This is a genomic window from Thermalbibacter longus (assembly GCF_023806485.1).
Taxonomy (GTDB): Bacteria; Chloroflexota; Chloroflexia; order Thermomicrobiales; family Thermomicrobiaceae; genus Thermalbibacter; species Thermalbibacter longus.
This window is the reverse complement of record NZ_JAMSLR010000012.1, coordinates 17,343-32,605: the sequence shown is the minus strand read 5'-3', so window position 1 is coordinate 32,605 and position 15,263 is coordinate 17,343. Positions and strand designations below refer to the sequence as shown.

13 protein-coding genes are annotated in these 15,263 nt (G+C 69.3%); 12 read left to right on the top strand and 1 reads right to left on the bottom strand.

What is annotated here, in order from left to right:
* Positions 1 to 778: 778 nt before the first annotated feature.
* The 11 genes from NET02_RS13755 to glpK all read left to right on the top strand — a co-directional run bounded on the left by NET02_RS13755 (position 779) and on the right by glpK (position 12,969).
* On the top strand, positions 779 to 1,513 hold the full coding sequence (locus tag NET02_RS13755) for a hypothetical protein (RefSeq protein ID WP_284058002.1): 735 nt from the start codon (positions 779 to 781) through the stop codon (positions 1,511 to 1,513).
* A gap of 247 nt (positions 1,514 to 1,760) precedes the next feature.
* Positions 1,761 to 2,747 carry a COX15/CtaA family protein gene (locus NET02_RS13750; protein ID WP_284058001.1) on the top strand — a complete coding sequence of 329 codons (987 nt, stop codon included), beginning with the start codon at positions 1,761 to 1,763 and terminating at the stop codon, positions 2,745 to 2,747.
* A 119-nt stretch (positions 2,748 to 2,866) separates the two neighbouring features.
* On the top strand, positions 2,867 to 3,811 hold the full coding sequence (rsgA, locus tag NET02_RS13745; RefSeq protein ID WP_284058000.1) for a ribosome small subunit-dependent GTPase A: 945 nt from the start codon (positions 2,867 to 2,869) through the stop codon (positions 3,809 to 3,811).
* Positions 3,812 to 3,832: 21 nt separating this feature from the next.
* The gene (locus NET02_RS13740; protein ID WP_284057999.1) at positions 3,833 to 4,306 is read left to right on the top strand and encodes a DinB family protein; all 474 of its coding nucleotides are present in this window, start codon (positions 3,833 to 3,835) and stop codon (positions 4,304 to 4,306) included.
* 189 nt (positions 4,307 to 4,495) lie between these two features.
* A complete protein-coding gene (locus NET02_RS13735; protein ID WP_284057998.1) occupies positions 4,496 to 4,666 on the top strand; it encodes a hypothetical protein in 171 nt (56 codons plus the stop codon).
* Positions 4,667 to 5,272: 606 nt separating this feature from the next.
* Positions 5,273 to 5,995: a GntR family transcriptional regulator gene (locus NET02_RS13730; protein ID WP_284057997.1), complete on the top strand. Its 723-nt coding sequence runs from the start codon at positions 5,273 to 5,275 to the stop codon at positions 5,993 to 5,995.
* Between the two features lie 4 nt (positions 5,996 to 5,999).
* Positions 6,000 to 7,481: an NAD(P)/FAD-dependent oxidoreductase gene (locus NET02_RS13725; protein WP_284057996.1), complete on the top strand. Its 1,482-nt coding sequence runs from the start codon at positions 6,000 to 6,002 to the stop codon at positions 7,479 to 7,481.
* Positions 7,474 to 8,754, top strand: a complete 1,281-nt coding sequence (locus NET02_RS13720; RefSeq protein ID WP_284057995.1) for an NAD(P)/FAD-dependent oxidoreductase — start codon at positions 7,474 to 7,476, stop codon at positions 8,752 to 8,754. Before NET02_RS13725 ends, NET02_RS13720 begins: the two co-directional genes overlap by 8 nt.
* Positions 8,755 to 8,809: 55 nt before the next feature.
* Complete coding sequence (locus tag NET02_RS13715) at positions 8,810 to 10,402, top strand: APC family permease (RefSeq protein WP_284057994.1); 1,593 nt, start codon at positions 8,810 to 8,812, stop codon at positions 10,400 to 10,402.
* Between the two features lie 57 nt (positions 10,403 to 10,459).
* Positions 10,460 to 11,416, top strand: a complete 957-nt coding sequence (locus NET02_RS13710; protein ID WP_284057993.1) for a metallophosphoesterase family protein — start codon at positions 10,460 to 10,462, stop codon at positions 11,414 to 11,416.
* Positions 11,417 to 11,487: 71 nt separating this feature from the next.
* Positions 11,488 to 12,969: a glycerol kinase GlpK gene (gene glpK / locus NET02_RS13705; RefSeq protein ID WP_284057992.1), complete on the top strand. Its 1,482-nt coding sequence runs from the start codon at positions 11,488 to 11,490 to the stop codon at positions 12,967 to 12,969.
* A 10-nt stretch (positions 12,970 to 12,979) separates the two neighbouring features.
* Here glpK and NET02_RS13700 read toward each other — a convergent pair whose 3' ends face one another.
* The gene (locus tag NET02_RS13700) at positions 12,980 to 13,756 is read right to left on the bottom strand and encodes a FadR/GntR family transcriptional regulator (RefSeq protein ID WP_284057991.1); all 777 of its coding nucleotides are present in this window, start codon (positions 13,754 to 13,756) and stop codon (positions 12,980 to 12,982) included.
* Between the two features lie 284 nt (positions 13,757 to 14,040).
* Here NET02_RS13700 and NET02_RS13695 point away from each other — a divergent pair, with 284 nt between their 5' ends.
* Entirely contained in the window at positions 14,041 to 15,252 is a 1,212-nt protein-coding gene (locus NET02_RS13695; RefSeq protein ID WP_284057990.1) for a mandelate racemase/muconate lactonizing enzyme family protein, read from the top strand.
* Positions 15,253 to 15,263: the final 11 nt, after the last annotated feature.

The window sequence follows — 15,263 nt, the reverse complement described above, 5'->3', positions numbered from 1 at the left end:
TTGAACCAAGTATCACTGGAGTTATTGTCCAACGCGAGTGACGATTGCCAGCGCTGGCGCGAGGCTGCCGTCGCGCTGCCCTCTAGGCGGCGGGCATGGTCGCGCGGCACGCTGCAGGCTGTGACGCGGGCGGAGCAGCGATGGCCTGCGCGGGCCATCGCTGCGGCTCGAAGCCGCTGCGTGCGCCGAAGGGGTTCGGTGGCGATTGTCTGGCTGGGGGGGTATCTCCTCGGCCCTTCGGCCGTGCGGCTCGCGCTCCGAGGAGGCCGAGAGGTCGATACGGCATGCGTCTCTGGGGAGTGGCTGAGGCTGCGCCCCGATCGATCGGGACGGTCGAGGCGATCGCCCCTCGGGCCTTCGTGGCGAGGCAGGTCGAGGGCTGGACGCGCTCCGGTCGAGGTCTCGGGAGAGTGCTACGTGCGCCAGCGAAGGCTCCGCTGGCGAGTGCGACCCTGGCGGCGTTGCGGGCCTTGCGGATGCGGCTCGCTGCTCCTTCATCGGGCGGGCCGGCCCGCGCCACGAGCAAGACCAGGCCGATACCTGGTATCGCGGGTCCGGGCGGGAGCACGAGTGCGCGCTGCTGCTCGTGCCGGGTGGGCCGGTAGCGGATCGCTGGGCCGCTATCCTCCGTCATTCGTCTCGCATGCGTGCCGATTGCAGTTGCGTGACGAATCACACGATCGAGCATCGCTTGACGAGTACTCTTCGGCTTGGGATACTTGAGGTAATCGATGGTCACGCAGCACGCGTCATCGACGTGATCGAAACGGAGGAATGCATGGATATCCTTCTCCCGTACCGTACCGAGCCGAGACTGCTCTTTCAGGTGCTGGAGTACGCTAAGGGCAAGGGGATCGAGCGCGCGGCGCTGGAAGCGCGGCTCGGCGGCGGCGAGACCCTGCGGGAGACGTTGAACGCCCTCGAGCAGCTCGGCCTGATCAGCCGGGACGACGGGGCGGAGATCCGGCTGACCGAAGCTGGCCGGCGACTGGCCTACGCAACGAGCGACGACGAGCGGCGGCTCGAGCTCGCTCGAGCGATCCTCCAGTATCCGCCCTACGGGGTCGTCCTCGAGCGGGCACTGGCCGAAGGGCTCAGCGTGGTCGATGCCCCCTGGGTCGAGCGGGTGTGGCAGGTCGACATGCGCCTAGGCCAGCCCCGGAACCGCGTGGAGGAAGCGCGCACGTTCTTCTTCCGGCTGGCCGACGAGGCTGGGCTCGGGCTGTTCCGGCGCGGGGTTCGGGGGCAGCCCTCGCGGTTGGTGCTGGCTCCGGAGTTGGCCGCGCGTGTCCAGGCGCTGCGGGCTGAAGAAGCCGCGCAGCCGGACGAAGCGTCAGCGGCGGAGTTCGCGCCAGCGTCACCCGGGTACCCCCAGGCGCAGCGCTGGACTCTGCCCGGCGAGGCCGGCATCTCGCTCACGGTGACGGTGGACATGAGCCTCTGGGAGCTCGAGAAGATCGAGTCCTTCCTCCGCCTGATCGGCCTGCTGCCAGGCGAGCGGCGGAGCGCCTGATCCGTAGGGCCGAGCAGCCCATAAGGCTTCAGCATACGCGGGCCATCGCTCGTGCCGCCGGTTCAGGCTCCGGTTCGCTGCGGGCTGGCCGGTCTCCTAGGGCCCGGCTTGGTGTCCTCGCCCTCTCGCTTGCGCGGCTGCTCTCGCCACCGGGCCGTCGCCATCCACCCGCGCTATCCTTGAGCGCGGTGACGGAACCGGCGCGGGCCGGCCCGTGCCGGCCGAGCGGGCGGGAGGTAGGCAACCGATGGTCGAAGGGCGCGGGCGACGCCTGGTGCGGCGGCTAGCCGTCGCGACGGCGGTCGGGATGTTCCTGGTGGTGATGCTCGGAGCGACCGTGACGACGACCGGCTCCGGCGAGGGCTGCGGGCGCTCTTGGCCGCTCTGTCATGGCCGGCTCATCCCGCCGCTTTCACCGCCGGCGCTGATCGAATACAGCCACCGCCTGATCACCGGCATCGAGGGGATACTGATGGCCGGTCTCGCTGTCGGTGTCCTCCTGTACTGGCGTCGGCGGCGGGAGATCCAGGTGCTCCTGCCGCTGATGGTGCTGACGCTCCTGGTGCAGTCCGGCCTGGGCGCCTGGGCGGTTCTGGCGCCGCAGTCACCGCTGGTGATGGCACTCCACTTCGGCGTCTCTCTCACCGCCTTCGCCAGCGTGCTGCTGATGGCGGTGGTGCTCCTAGAGGAGGGCCGCAGCGAGCGGTACCGCCTATCGCCGCTGCCGCCTGGCTTTGCGGCGCTCGCGTGGGGCTCCGTCGGCTTCACGTATCTGATCGTCTACCTCGGCGCTTACGTCCGCCATACCAATGCCAGCCTGGCCTGTCTGGACTGGCCGCTCTGCCAGGGACAGCTCCTTCCCGGGTTCTCCGGGCCGGTGGGCATCGTGTTCTTGCACCGCCTGGCGGCCCTGGCCGGCACGCTGCTGCTGGCCGTCCTGGCGATCTACGCGGCTCGCTGGCGTCGGCAACGGCCGGACCTCTTCTGGGGAAGCCTGATCGCGCTGGGGCTAGTGCTGGCACAATCGGCGAGCGGCGCCGCGCTCGTTTTCAGCCGGCTCAGCCTCGCCTCGTCTCTGGCGCACTCGGGCATCGTGGCGCTGCTCTTCGGTAGCCTCTGCTACCTCGTGCTGCATGCCCTGCCGCTACCGGCAACGCGGCCGGCCGAAGCCGAGACGTTGCGGGCTGCCACCGAGGCGACCGTGCCGGTTGCCGCCGGTGGGCCTGAGCGCTAGCTGGTCTCGAGCCGTCCTGACTGCCGCAGCGCTCGCCGCCTGGTAGACTCGCAGCGATGCGACAGAGAGATGCGTGAGTAGGGCTAGCGCCGGAGCTGCTGCGCGGCGGAAGGTGTGAGGTGAGATCGGGCTGGCCGCCGAACCTCGTAATTCGGGGCTACGGGCAGTACTACGACGTCCTGACACCGGAAGGCGTGCTCCGCTGCGTCGTGCGGGGCAGCCTGAAGCGCGAGCGGCGCAAGACCGATCTCGTCGCGGTCGGCGATCGAGTCGAGGTGCGCCGGGTCGCGCCGGGTGAGGGCGTGATCGAGGCGGTGGCGCCGCGGACGCGGGCGCTCTCCCGGCGTGCCCGTGGCGCGGAGGACGCCGAGCAGGTCATCGTGGCTAACCTGGACCAGCTCGTGGCGGTGTTCGCGGTCGCCCAACCCGAGCCGAGCCTGCCGATGCTCGACCGCTTCTTGGTGATCGCTGAGGCGCAGGAGATCCCAGCGGTCGTCTGCGTCAACAAGATCGACCTCGACGACGGCGCCAAGCGCCGGCTCTTCGACCCGTATCGCCGAGCCGGCTACCGGGTCGTCGAGACGAGCGCGCTTACCGGCGCTGGTCTGGAGGAGCTGTGGTCCTGTCTCGCTGGCAAGCTCTCGGCGCTCGCCGGCCCTTCGGGTGTCGGCAAGTCCAGCCTGGTGAAGGCCTTCCGGCCAGACCTGGACATCCGGATCGGCGAGCTCAGCGAGGCGACAGGTCGCGGTCGCCACACCACCACGGTGACCTCGCTGATCCAGCTCGACGAGCAGACCTTCATCGCCGATACTCCGGGCATCGGTACCCTGGGGCTGTGGGGTGTCGAGTCCAGCGAACTGGATCGCTGCTTCCCTGAATTCCGCCCCTATCTCGGGGCGTGCTACTATGCCGACTGCCGGCACCTCGCCGAGCCTGGTTGCGCCGTGCGGGCGGCGGTCGAGTCGGGTGCCATCGACGCGGGCCGCTATGCGAGCTACCAGGGACTTTTGGAGCAGCTCATGGAAGAGGAGCGCGCCGAGGGGTGGCGTCGCTCGCGCCGGTGAGACGTGGGAAGGAGGACACGGATGGCTCAGGGGATGGAGGCGCTGCGGGATGGCCTCCGGCAGGCGCTGCGCGACCAGCACCAGGTGATGCGCGAGTTGATCCAGGGGCTGGATGCCGAGGCGCTGAACTGGTCGCCGGGCGCGGAGATGAACTCGATCGCAGTGCTGTACGCGCACCTGCTCGACGCCGAGCGCTACCTGCTGGCCGCTGCGCTGGGCGAGACGCTCCAGCGTGACCGCGAGGCGGCCTTCCGCTACCAGGCGCCGGACGCTACATCCCTGCTGCAGTTGATCGACTCGGTCGAGGGTGAGTCGATGGCCCGGATCGACCGCCTGACCGAAGAAGATCTGGCCACCGTGCGCGCGCCCGCCGGCGACCGGCTGAACCGGCGCTTCCCAGGCGCGTGGTGGGTCTTGCATGCGATCGGGCACAACCGCGAGCATATCGGGCAGGCGATGCTCACCCGCCAGCTCTACGAGCAGCGAGCGCGCTAGCGCTGCCGCGCTCGGTGGGCTCCTTCCCGGGCCGGGGCCTGTCCGGTGCCGCTTAGGGTTCCGGCCGCCGCTATGGCTCTAGACCGGCATGCTGTGCTGTACGGGGACAGGAGACCGACGAAGGTCTCCGGCTAGGCCGGGAAGGACGTCCGGGACGATCCGAGGGGCCAGGCTGCGGAGGCGTGCGCCATGGTCGAGACTGGGCCAGACCGGCCACAAGTCAACGACCCGGCTGAGATGCCGGAGGGGGCAAGCGCTCGTGGTTCAGCCTGGCTCCCGGCGCTGCTCGGCGTGCTGGTGACGCTGCTCCTGGTCTCGCTCCTCTTCGGCCTCGCCTATCTCAAGGCGGGCCTCTTCTGACCGCTCGCCTGCACCTCCTCGGACTACCTGGACGCGCGGACGCGCACAACGCGCGCTGTACTCAGCGTGCCGCCGCGCTGGGAAGCCCAGCGGCAGCTCTGACCTCGGGCGGCGCTCGCAGGATGCCGGAGTGGCTACCAGGCGGGGGCCACCACGCAGGGACAGCCCGTGGCTACCGAACCGTCGCGCTGAGCCAGACGGGCTACTCGACGAGAAGCGACGCCTTCGTCAAGTAACTGTCTCGTTTTCTGATGCTGTCGTTTTCCTGTCACGATAAGCAGGCGACGAGGATCGGCCCTGTGCGGCGCGCGCTCGGGGGCAGGTCGCCGCGCGGGGCGGATCACGGGCTGGGCCCGCGCGCACTCTCGCCCTAAGAGCAGGCGGCGACCCGGGCCAGTACGCGGACGACGCCAGGGCTGCGACGCGAGCGCGCGGCGCCTGCCTGCTCGCGTGGCCGGTGGGTGGGGTGCGCGGAGCTCATCTCCCTTGCGAGGCCGGAGGCTGGTCTGGAATGAGCGAAGTCGATCGACGTTGCTGGGGCTTGACGGCCGCCGACGTCGCTCCGATAATGGTCTAGACATCTAGACCAAAGCAGCGAGCGGAGCGGTGACTGTGACGGTTCCCCTCTATATCCAGATCCGTGAGGCCCTGGCTGAGCGTATCCAGTCGGGCGAGTGGCCACCGGGGACGCGCATCCCGGCCGAGCGGGAGCTGGTCACCGAGTTCGGTGCCAGCCGCGGCACGATCCGGCAGGCCATCAACGACCTCGTGAGCAAGGGGCTCCTCCGTCGGGTTCAGGGGAGCGGCACGTACGTCGCCGACCCCAAGGTCGACGTGCCGGCCCACCTCCTGCTCAGCTTCACCGAGACCATGCGCCGCCACGGGCTCGAGCCCGGCGCCCAGGTGCTCTCGGTCGAGACGGTCCCGGCGAGCCGCAAGCTCTGCCAGCTTCTCAACCTCTCGCTGGGTGACCAGGTCTACCAGATCGTCCGGCTGCGCACTGGCAATAACCAGCCGGTCGCGCTCGAGTATTCGCACTTCCCGGTCAAGCTCTGCCCAGGGCTCGAGCGCTTCGACCTCCAGGGCCGCTCGATCTACCGGATCCTGGACGAGGAGTACGGTCTGGCTCTCGTCCGCGCCGAGCAGACGCTGGAGCCGACGCTGGCCCGGCGCTTCGAGGCCGAGGTGCTCGGCGTGCCGGAAGGGGCGCCACTGATGCTCTGGGAGCGGCTGGCGTTCACCTCCACCGGTTTGCCGGTCGAGTACGCCAAAGACCTCTACCGCGGCGACCGTGTCCGTTTCCGGGTCATGCTGCACCTACCGGGGTGACGTGGTGAGCGTGGTCACTGCAGCCTGCGATTACGACTACCTGGTCGTCGGGGCTGGCGTCATCGGCTGTGCCATCGCCCGCGAACTGGTTCGCTCCCCGGTGCGCGTCGGGGTCGTGGAGCAGGCCTGGGACGTCGGCGAGGGAGCGAGCAAGGCGAACAGCAGCCTCCTCCATACCGGCTTCGACGCCAAGCCGGGGACGAGAGAGGCCCGGCTGGTCACCGAGGGCTGGCGGCTCTGGCAGCGTGAGGCACCTGAACTCGATGTCCCGATCCTCCGCACCGGTGCGGTCATGCTGGCGCTCGACGAGGAGCAGGCCCGGGAGCTCGAGCGCTGGCGGCGCAACGCCTTCGAGAACGGCGTGACCGACGTCGAGCTGCTCACGCGCGACCAGGTGCTGGCTCTCGCCCCGGCCGCCAACCCCTCCGTCGTCGGTGGGCTCTTGGTACCGCGCGAGAGCGTGACCTGCACCTTTACGGCCACAGTCGCGCTGGCCGAGCAGGCAGCCGTGAACGGTGCGGTCTTCCACTTCGGCCACCGGGTGACTGGGGTTGACCGCAGCCCGGACGGCTTCTACCGGGTGTTGACGGATCGTGGCCAGATCACCACGCGCTGGCTCATCGACGCCGCCGGCCTGTGGGCGGACGAGATCGCCCGCTGGGCGGGCGCTGATGGCCTGGTGATCGCCCCGCGCAAGGGCGAGTTCCTGGTGCTGGACAAATCGGCCCGCGCCAAGGTGCCACTGATTCACCTCCCGGTTCCTACGCCAATCTCGAAGGGTATTCTGGTCGCGCCGACGGCCAACGGGAACGTCCTGCTCGGCCCGACGGCCGAGGACGTCAGCGATAAGCGGGATCTCGCCGTGACGGCGAGCGGCTTGCAGCGTGCCCGCGAGGGGGCATTGCGGCTGGCCCCGGCGCTCGCCGACGAGCCCGTGATCGCCACCTACGCCGGACTGCGCCCGGCGAGTCCCGCGGGTGACTACGTGATCGAGATCCATCCCCGCCACCGGCTCGTCTTGGCTGCCGGCATCCGCTCGACCGGTCTCTCCTCGGCGCCGGCCGTCGCGCGGGAGGTCGTGCGCGGGCTGCTCGAGGCCGGCGAGCCGCTTGCGAGCAGCGAGTCGCCGCTGCGGCCGCGTCCACGGCGGCGCTGGGTGCCGGGCCTGCCGCGTCCGTGCTCCCGGCCGGAGCTCGTGGCTGCCGATCCCGCGTACGGCCGCGTGCTGTGCCTGTGCGAGCTGGTGAGCGAGGGGGAGATCCGGGACGCCGTGCGGGCGCCGATCCCGGCGACCACGCTCGACGCGGTCAAGAAGCGGACATGGGCGATGGCCGGCCGCTGCCAGGGGTTCTACTGTACCGCCGCCATCCTCCAGGTGATGAGCCGGGAGCTGCGGATACCGGTCACCGGCTTGACGAAGTCGGGGCCGGGCTCGCCGGTCGTCGGGCCGCCGGTCGAGCCGCCAGGGAGGCATCGGCATGGCTGAGGGGCCAGTGATCGCTGAGCGGGAGGTGGACGTGCTGGTCATCGGCGCCGGGCCGGCCGGGCTGGGCGCGGCGACCCGGCTAGCCGAGTTGGGCGTCGCGCCGCTGGTGCTCGACCGCGAGCCGGTGCCGGGCGGGCTCCCAGCGCAGTGCGAGCATCCCGGCTTCGGCCTCTGGGCCTTCCGGAGGCTGATGGTCGGGCGGGAGTTCGCTGCTCGCTTAGTGGAGCGCGCCGGGCGGGCCGGGGTACGCATCGAGAGCGAGACCACTGTCCTGGAAGTCACGCCTGAGCGGACGGTTCTGGCTGTCAGCCCCAGCGGGCTGGTTCGCTACCGGGCCCAGGCGCTGCTGCTGGCGACCGGCTGCCGAGAACGGCCGCGAAGCACCCGGCTGGTGCCCGGCCCGCGCCCGTCGGGGGTCTTCAACACCGGCGTGGTGCAGCGCCTGCACACCTTCCTCGGGCTGCTGCCTGGCTGGGACGTGGTGATCGTCGGGTCTGACGACATCAGCCTGGTAGCTGCGCGGACGCTGGCGCGAGCCGGCTGCCGCATCGCGGCGGTGGTCGAGGAGCGACCCTACCGGCAGGGCTATCTGGCCAACGAATGGTGGTCGCTGCGTAGCCTGCGTATCCCACTGCGGCTGGGACACCGGGTGTCGCGCGTCCTGGGAGACTGGCGGGTACGTGGAGTGGAGGTGGTGCCATGTGACGCGGAAGGGAGGCAGACCGCGGAGTCGTACGAGATCCCGTGTGACACGGTCATCTTCTCGGGCGAGTTCGTCCCGGAGGCGACGTTGGTGGCCCAGGCGAGGATCCCGTCCGATCCGCGGACGGGTGGGGGACCGCTGGTCGACCAGGACTTCCAGACCGAGCTGCCCGGCATCTTCGCCTGCGGCAACCTCGTGCATGCCGCCGATCCGGCCGACTACGCGCTCGCGGACGGCGAACGGGCAGCGTTGGGCGTCTGGCGCTACCTGTCGTCGCCACCGACCGGCAACGAGCGAGTCCAGCAGGTGCTTCCCGGCACGGGCGTGCGTGCCGTCGTGCCGCAGCGGCTCCGCTGGTACGGCGAGCGGCTCGACCCGGTGACGCTGGCCGTGCGCGTCGAGCCGGCGCAGCGTGCCGTCCGGCTACGCGCAGTGGTCTCGGGAACGCGCTGGGGGCAGGCGTTCGCCCCGGCGGCCAAGCCGCATCGCAGCGTCTATCTCAGGCTGCGCCCCGAGGGGCCGGTCGACGCGCCGCTCACCGTCGAGGCCCGCGGATGGCCGTTCGCGTGAGCGAGGGCGATCGTTCGCCCACACGGCTGCGGCGAGAGTGAGGGGAGGTCATGTGATGAGCGCGACGCAGCGACTCTTCGTCCGCCAGAGCTCCGGCCTGGTGCGGACTATCAGCGCCTTCGGCGCGATGGTGTTCGGAGTCCACTGTATCAGCCTGTCGTCGTCCGGTCTGATCCCGTTCTCCTGGGTCGCCTCCGTCTGGCCGGGCGCCTCGATCATCGGGGTGCTGACTGTGGCGATGATCCTCGGCCTGTTCCACGCGTATACCTACGCATCGATCGGAGCCGCGATGCCCCGCTCGGGCGCCGACTACGTCCTGGCCAGCCGGATCCTCAACCCGACCCTGGCCTTCGGGGCGAGCTGGGTACTGGCTCTCTTCAGCGGCGTGGTCGCCGGCGGGCTGATCGCCTGGATCCCCGGCACGGCCCTACCGACGCTGCTGCGGACGATCGGCATCCTGTTCAACAACCAGACGGCGACCGACCTGGCGACCTGGTCTGCATCCTCGACCGGGATCCTCGTGATCGGCACCGCCTGTGTCCTGCTGACCTGGGCCACCATGCTGCTCCCGACGCAGACGATCGTCCGCATCCTGGAGGTCGGCTTCTTCCTAGGTCTGGCGGCCTGGGCGGTGATCTACTTTGCGCTAGCGACCGCGCCAGGGCCGGAGGCGTTCCAGAGCGCCTGGGACCGGTTCATGGGTGCTGGCTCCTTCGCCAGCCGAATCGACCTCGCGGTGCAGGCCGGGATGGAGTACTCGCCCAACGTGGCCATCATGACGCTCGCCGGGCTGATCATGGGCTTCTGGATCTACTATGGCTACTACATCCCCACGTTCTTCGCCGGTGAGGTGAAGGAGGCCCACCGCAACCTGTTGATCGGCGCCTGGTCGGCGCTGATCATCACCTGGCTGGTCTTCTCGGCGGCCGACCTGCTGCTGGAGCGGCTGGTACCGCTGGAGTGGATCGCGGCCGAAGGGTATCTCTACAACAACACCGACACCTTCGCGATGCCCTGGATCACCTTCTACGCCTCGATCCTGCGGCCGAACGTGCTGGTGGTGGGGTTGATCACCATCGGCTGGATCTACACGCTGATCAACCTGGCCCAGACCTACTTCTTCTACACCAGCCGGATCATCTTCTCCTGGGCGTTCGACCGGATCATCCCCAGCGGGATCGCCTACGTCCACCCGCGGGTCGGCAGTCCCGTCGTGGCGGTGACGCTGATCGCGATCCTGGCCGAGATCGGCGTGCTCGACGCCGCGACCCGCGGCATCCTGGCGACCCAGCTCCACTTCGTCTTCTTCGCGGTGATCACCCAGATCGTCCCGGTACTGGCGATCACGCTCTTGCCGTTCCTCAAGCCAGACCTGTTCGAAGCCGCGCCGCGCATCGTGCGTGCCAAGCTGGGATCGCTCCCGGTGGTGACGCTGATCGGAGCGGTCACGCTGGTGTACCTGGGCTGGATGATCCTCGCCTCCTTCCTCTTCCCAGCGGTGGGTGGCGGCATCGGCCGCGGCACGGTCCTGACCTTCCTGCTGATCTTCCTGATCGGTATCGCCGTCCACGTGGCGAGCCGGCTCTACCGCCTGCGGCGCGAGGGCGTGGATCTCGCCTGGACGTTCCGCGAGATCCCACCGGTGTAGGGGGCGACGCCTCGAGAGGAGGAGCGACGTGACCCGGCAGTGCTGGAGGAGTGGCCGGTGAAGCTGTTCCGTATCGTGTACTCGTCGGACTTCCACGCCTCGGAGCTGGTCTTTCGCAAGTTCCTGAGCGCCGGGTTGATGTACGAGGCTCGGGCGCTGGTAGTGGGGGGCGACCTGACCGGGAAGGCGCTGGTGCCGTTGATTCGGGTCGACGGCAGGTACGAGGCGGTCATCGCTGGTGTTCGCCGGGCGGCGGAGACCGAGACCGAGCTGAAGCAGCTCCGCCGCCTGATCGCCAACGTGGGGTATTACGCCCAGGAGATGACGGCGGATGAAGCCCAGTATTACGCTGAGCACCCGGCCGAGCAGGCCCAGCTCTTCCGTCGCGGGATCGAGGAGCAGCTTACGCGCTGGATCGAGCTGGCCGAGCAGCACCTGCGACCTCGCGGCATCCCGCTCTACCTGATCCCGGGCAACGACGACCCGCTCTTCGTCGACGAGATTCTGGAGCGCTGCGCGGGCAGCGTCGTCAACGTGGATCGACGCCGGATCGAGCTGGCCGGCGGGGAGTACACGCTCGTGGGCCTCGGGGTGAGCAACGAGACGCCTTGGCGCTGCCCGCGCGACTGGCCAGAGGAGCAGATCGATCGGGAACTCCGTGGCCTCCTCAGCGGAGTTCGCGAACCCGCTCGATCGATCCTGCTGGTGCACGTGCCACCCTACGACTCTGGCCTCGATACGGCCCCCGCGCTCGACCAGGAGCTGCGTATCCGCTATGCCGGCGGCCAGGTGCTGATGGAGCCGGTAGGGTCGCGCGCCGTGCGGCGGGTCATCGAGGAGTTCCAGCCGCTGCTGGGGCTGCACGGCCACATCCACGAGTCGCCAGGCTTCCGGAAGCTGGGGCGTACGCTGTGCGTGAACGTCGGGAGCGAGTATGCGGAGGGCATCCTGCGGGCGGCGATCCTCAACCTGGAGGGCGGCAAGGTAAAGGGGTATCTCCCGATCTCCGGCTAGCAACTGGCCCAGGAGCGCCGGCTGCCGGCAGCTCGCCAGGCCGTTCCACGAAGCGTCAGGAGGAGCCGGACATGGAGATCATCCTCGGTATCGACCATGGAACGACACGTACCAAGGTGCTGGCCCTCGACCGCGCTATGCGCATCGTGGCGGAGGGGGCTGCCGAGCTGCCGCAGCAGTATCCCCAGCCCGGCTGGGTCGAGCAGAGCCCGCAGGACATCCTGGAGACGACGCGGGCCGCGATCGCGGCTTGCCTGGCGGCGTTGCCCCCGCAGACGAAGATCGCCGGGCTCGGTCTGGCGAACCAGGGCGAGACTGTCCTGGCTTGGGATCGCGAGACCGGGCAGCCGGTTTACCCCGCCATCGTCTGGCAAGACCGGCGCACGGCCGGCCGCTGCGCCGAGCTGGCTGCGGCCGGCTACGAGCGGCTGGTGCACGAGCGTACCGGACTCTACCTCGATCCCTACTTCTCGGCGACCAAGGTCTGGTGGATCCTCACCCATGTGCCGGACGCGCAGCGGCTGGCCCGCGCCGGCCGGCTGCTCGTGGGTACCACCGATACCTGGATCCTCTGGAACCTCTCCGCTCGCCGCCTCTTCCTGACCGATACGACCACCGCCTCCCGTACCTCGCTCCTCGACCTGCGTACTCTGGACTGGGACGCCGAGCTACTCGACCTCTTCGAGATCCCGCGCTCGATGTTGCCCGACGTCGTGGCGAGTACCGGCGTCGTCGGCACGGTGGAATTGCCCGGCTGGCCGGAGCCTGTGCCGGTGGCCGGACTGGCCGTGGATCAGCAGGCGGCGCTCTTCAGCCACGCGTGCCTGGAACCGGGGATGGTCAAGGCAACCTACGGAACCGGCACCTTCGTGCTGATGCAGATCGGGCCGGTGCCGCGTCTCTCCCAGCACGGCCTGGTGACGACCGTCGCCTGGACGATCGGCGGTCAGGCGAGCTACGCCCTCGACGGCGGCATCTACACGACCGGCGCGGCGGTGCAGTGGCTCGTCGAGGGATTGCGCATCCTGGACCGACCGGAGCAGAGCGACGAGATCGCGCGCTCGGTGGCCGACAGCGGTGATGTCTACGTCGTCCCGGCCTTCTCCGGCCTGGCCGCGCCCTACTGGGATCCGCGGGCCCGCGGGCTGATCATCGGCCTGACCCGCGGCACGAGCTGGGCGCACGTGGTACGCGCCACCCTGGAAGGAATCGCCTACCGGGTGCGGGATGTAGTCGAGGCGATGGAAGCTGACGCTGGAGCGCCGTTGCAAGTCCTGCGAGTAGATGGAGGGCCGACCCGCAACTCCTTCCTCATGCAGTTCCAGGCCGATGTGCTAGGAGTGCCGGTCGAGGTCGCCGAGACGACGGAGGCGACGGCGCGCGGCGCGGCGCTGCTGGCCGGCCTGGGTCTGGGCTGGTGGACGACCGCCGACGTCGTCGCGAACTGGCGGCCGGCGGTACGCTACGAGCCAGCGATGGGCGAAGACGAGCGCGAGCGCCGCTATGCCCGGTGGCGACGAGCTGTCGAGCGTGCCCGCGAGTGGGCCGAGTAGTCGCCACTGGTCACGCTTCGCGCAGCTCGCTGCTCGCCCCTTCGCGGGCAGTCAGGTACCGGGGGAGAAGGTCTTCGCGGATATTCTTCTCGAACTGCTCCAGGTGGCGGCGCATCGCCTCGCGCGCCTGATCGGGATCCCCTTGCGCGATCGCGGCATAGATCGCTTCGTGCCCTTCCAGCGAGCGCCGCACGCGCTCGGGTGTCCGACCGGTCAGCCGCCAGCCGCTGAAGAGCACCTGCGACAGTGGGCGACGCGCCTCGCGCAGCAGCCGGTTGCGTGCCGCGGCCATGATCGCCTCGTGGAATGCCACGTCATGCTGAGCGAAGACTGCGGGATCGTGGACGAGGCCGCGCATCGCCCGCAGCTCGGCCTCCATCGCTTCCAGATCGGCCGGCGTGCGCCGCTTCGCGGCCAGCTCAGCGGCGGCCAGCTCCAGCACCTTGCGGAGCTCGAGCACCTCGTCCAGCCAGTCGACATCCTGGCCCGAGCGGACGCGCTCGAAGAGGATGAGCGGGTCGAGGTGATCCCAAGCGTCGGGCGGCTGAACCCACATGCCGCTCCCGTGCCGCACGGTGATCAGCCCCTTCGAGGCAAGCACCCGAACCGCTTCGCGGATGACGGTTCGGCTGACGCCGAACTGCCGCGCAAGCTCCGGTTCAGTGGGCAGCGCCATCCCAGGCTGCAGCGCACCGCTGACGATTTGCTGGGTGATCTGCTGGACGACGCCTTCGTGCAGGCGTGCCTGGTTGACCGGACGGTACGTCCCGGATTGGGAATCGTTCAAGAGTGACCCCGCTTTCTGCGATGCGCTCCGAGGCTGGGCCCGAGCGCGGTCAGATTCGGTGATCGTGGGCACGAACCGGCCGCGCCGCCGCAGGCCCGGGGTTCCCTCTCCCCACTGTCTGAAGTATCGCACATCTTCTCGATTTCTCGCTGAAAATACCCCGTTTGCCGGTCTTCTCCGCGCTTGACACGGGTGGTCTCGGCCGCTATCCTGGGCCGTACTCATCGTATGACACGATGAGTACGGCGTCGAGAAGGTGCTGGTCGGCTGGAGTGAGGTGCGGGGTGAAAGTCACGGCGATCGAGACTGTCCGGCTTGGCGAGTTCCCCAATCTCCTCTGGGTACGGATTCATACCGACGAAGGGCTCGTCGGGCTCGGGGAAACGTTCTATGGCGCTCAGGCGGTCGAGGCTTACGTTCACGAGACCGTCGCGCCGTACCTGCTGGGGAAGGACCCGCTCCAGATCGATCGCCACGCCCGGGCCATGATCGGTTACCTCGGCTTTCGCAGCAGCGGGGTCGAGACGCGGGGAAACTCGGCGGTTGAGCTCGCACTCTGGGATCTCTTCGGCCAGGCGGTCGACCGGCCGCTCTACCAGCTCCTCGGCGGGCTTAGCCGTGAGCGGATCCGGGTGTACAACACCTGCGCCGGCTACCGCTACGTGCGCGCCCGGCCCAGCGAGCGGCTGACCGCCGGCTGGGGGCTTCCTGATGGGGAACCGGAGGGCCCGTACGAGGATCTCGATGCCTTCATCCATCGTGCCGATGAGCTAGCTCAGAGCCTGCTCGCGCAGGGGATCACGGCGATGAAGATCTGGCCCTTCGATCCCTATGCCGAGGAGACTGGCGGGCTCTTCATCTCCCCGGAAGGGCTGGAGCGGGGGCTCGAACCCTTCCGGAAGATCCGGGACGCGGTCGGCAACCGGATGGATATCATGGTCGAGCTGCACTCGCTCTGGAGCTTGCCGGCCGCCATCCGCATCGCGCGGGCGCTGGAGCCCTTCGAGCCGTTCTGGTTCGAGGACCCGATCAAGATGGAGAGCCTGGCCGACCTCGCCCACTTTGCCCGCAGCACCCGCGTGCCGGTCTGTGCCAGCGAGACGCTCGGGAGTCGCTTCGCTTTCCGCGAGCTGCTGGAGGGAGACTGCGTCGGCGTGGTGATGCTGGATATCGGCTGGGTCGGCGGCCTGGGGGAGGCGAAGAAGATCGCCGCGATGGCCGAGGCCTACCACCTGCCGATCGCCCCGCACGACTGCACCGGGCCGGTCCTGCTGACCGCCTCGGTTCACCTCTCGGTCAACGCCCCTAATGCCCTGATCCAGGAGATCGTGCGCGCTCACTACTGGGGCTGGTATCGGGAGCTGGTGACCGATCTCCCGCCGCTCGAGGGCGGCTTTATCGCGCCGTTGCACGGCCCCGGGCTCGGTACGCGCTTGCGGCCAGAGGTATTCGAGCGGCGCGACGCGATGGTCAGGCGCCAGGAGCTCGCTCGGTGAGTGCCGGGCGG